Origin of the sequence: Rhodovulum sp. (genome assembly GCF_011048875.1) — a bacterium.
GTDB lineage: Bacteria > Pseudomonadota > Alphaproteobacteria > Rhodobacterales > Rhodobacteraceae > Rhodovulum > Rhodovulum tesquicola.
Genome location: NZ_DSDD01000052.1, coordinates 1 through 2,304, shown reverse-complemented (window position 1 = coordinate 2,304; position 2,304 = coordinate 1). Strand labels below are relative to the sequence as shown.

Sequence of the window (2,304 nt, the reverse complement as noted above, 5' to 3'; positions counted from 1 at the left end):
GACCGCAGCCAAGGCGGCGAGGAAGTGTTTCGCGAAAGCCGGTCTCTGGTGCTGAAATCGCTGCGCGTCCGTCGTGTCTTTGACGAGGCGAACCAGACGCTGATCTACCTCGTCCATGCCCGCCAACTGACGCAGGACTCAGCCAAGATGTCGATCTCGACCGTGCCACTTTTCCGCTCGGGGCCGAACAGAGACTCCGCCGGACGCAGGTGCCCCGCTCAACCGGCGGTGGCGCCTTCCTTCTTGTGATCTGCATGGATCATCAGCGGCGCTGCATCCGAGGTCACGGCCTCTTCATTGACCACCACCTCCTCGACGCTGTCCATGCCGGGCAGATCGAACATGGTATCCAGCAGGATATCCTCCATGATCGAGCGCAGGCCACGCGCGCCTGTCTTGCGGGCAATCGCCCGCTTGGCGATGGCCGACAGCGCATCCGTGGTAAAGGTCAGCTTGACACCCTCAAGCTCGAACAGCCGCTGATACTGCTTGATCAGCGCATTCTTGGGCTCGGTCAGGATCTGCACCAGTGCGGGCTCGTCCAGGTCCTGAAGCGTCGCGATCACCGGAAGGCGACCGACGAATTCGGGAATCAGGCCGAATTTCAGCAGATCCTCGGGTTCGAGTTCCTTGAACATCTCGCCCACGCCGCGGGTGTCGTTCTCCTTGACATCCGCGCCGAAACCGATGGCCGATCCCTTGCCGCGCTGCGCAATGATCCTTTCCAGCCCGGCAAAGGCACCGCCACAGATGAACAGGATGTTCGTGGTATCGACCTGCAGGAACTCCTGCTGCGGATGCTTGCGCCCGCCCTGCGGCGGCACCGACGCGACCGTGCCCTCCATGATCTTCAGAAGCGCCTGCTGCACGCCCTCCCCGCTCACGTCCCTCGTGATCGAGGGGTTGTCGGACTTGCGGGTGATCTTGTCGACCTCGTCGATATAGACGATGCCGCGCTGGGCGCGCTCGACATTGTATTCCGACGCCTGCAGCAGCTTGAGGATGATGTTCTCGACATCCTCGCCGACATAGCCCGCCTCGGTCAGCGTGGTCGCATCGGCCATCGTGAAGGGCACATCAAGGATGCGCGCCAGCGTCTGCGCCAGCAACGTCTTGCCGCAGCCGGTCGGGCCGATCAGCAGGATGTTCGATTTCGCCAGCTCGATCTCGGACTTGCCCGCGTGATTGAGCCGCTTGTAGTGGTTGTGGACCGCGACGGACAGCACCCGCTTGGCATGCATCTGGCCGATCACGTAATCGTCCAGCACCGAACAGATGTCCTTGGGCGTCGGCACCCCGTCGGCGGATTTCAGGCCGGTGGCCTTGGTCTCCTCACGGATGATGTCCATGCACAGTTCGACGCATTCGTCGCAGATGAACACGGTCGGCCCGGCGATAAGCTTGCGCACCTCATGCTGGCTCTTGCCGCAGAACGAGCAGTAGAGCGTGTTCTTGGAGTCGCTGCCTGAAGTCGTCGCCATATCGGTCCTCTGCGGTCGTTTTGTGCGGCCCGTGCGGCCCCTTTAGCCCGGAAGGCGCCATTGCGCCCCACGCCACCAAGCAGCGTAGGGCAGTCATTGCCGGGGCACAACGCCAAAATCCGGATGGATCGTCCCGGGTTCTGCGTCAGGCCTTGGTCCCCTCCACGGCTTCGCGGCTTTCGACGATCTGGTCGATCAGCCCCCAGGACTTGGCCGCCTCCGGATCCATGAAGTTGTCCCGCTCAAGCGCGTCCACCACTACGTCGAACTCCTGACCGGTATGTTTCACGTAGATCTGGTTCAGCCGGTCCTTCAGCTTCTGCGTCTCCTTGGCGTGGATCATGATATCCGTCGCCTGACCCTGGTAGCCGCCCGAGGGCTGGTGCACCATGATCCGCGAATTGGGCAGCGAGAACCGCATCCCCGACGCACCGGCGGCCAGCAGAAGCGAACCCATCGACGCCGCCTGCCCCACCACCAGGGTCGACACCTTGGGCTTGATGTACTGCATCGTGTCGTAGATCGACAGCCCCGAAGTCACCACGCCGCCGGGGCTGTTGATGTACATCGAGATGTCCTTGGTCGGGTTCTCGGCCTCGAGATGCAGCAGCTGGGCCACGATCAGCGAGGACATCCCGTCATGGATCGGCCCGGTGATGAAGATGATCCGCTCCTTGAGAAGGCGCGAGAAGATGTCGTAGGCCCGTTCGCCGCGCGAGGTCTGCTCGACCACCATGGGCACGAGGGTGTTCATGTAATGGTCGATCATGTCGGTCATGTGCGCCTGCCTCTGGGATGCTGTGCGGGCCGGATGGCCCCTGTC

Annotated in this window: 3 protein-coding genes; 1 reads left to right on the top strand and 2 read right to left on the bottom strand. The window is 62.6% G+C overall.

The genetic code is table 11. The features are described from left to right. A partial coding sequence (locus tag ENN83_RS01820; RefSeq protein ID WP_287183357.1) for a CreA family protein occupies positions 1 to 249 on the top strand: 249 nt, incomplete at its 5' end. Here ENN83_RS01820 and clpX read toward each other — a convergent pair. Then, complete coding sequence (gene clpX, locus ENN83_RS01815; protein WP_287183355.1) at positions 219 to 1,481, bottom strand: ATP-dependent Clp protease ATP-binding subunit ClpX; 1,263 nt, start codon at positions 1,479 to 1,481, stop codon at positions 219 to 221. The genes ENN83_RS01820 and clpX overlap by 31 nt on opposite strands. A 145-nt stretch (positions 1,482 to 1,626) precedes the next feature. Further along, positions 1,627 to 2,259, bottom strand: coding sequence for an ATP-dependent Clp protease proteolytic subunit (locus ENN83_RS01810; protein ID WP_287183359.1), 633 nt, complete (start codon positions 2,257 to 2,259; stop codon positions 1,627 to 1,629). Between the last annotated feature and the right edge of the window lie 45 nt (positions 2,260 to 2,304).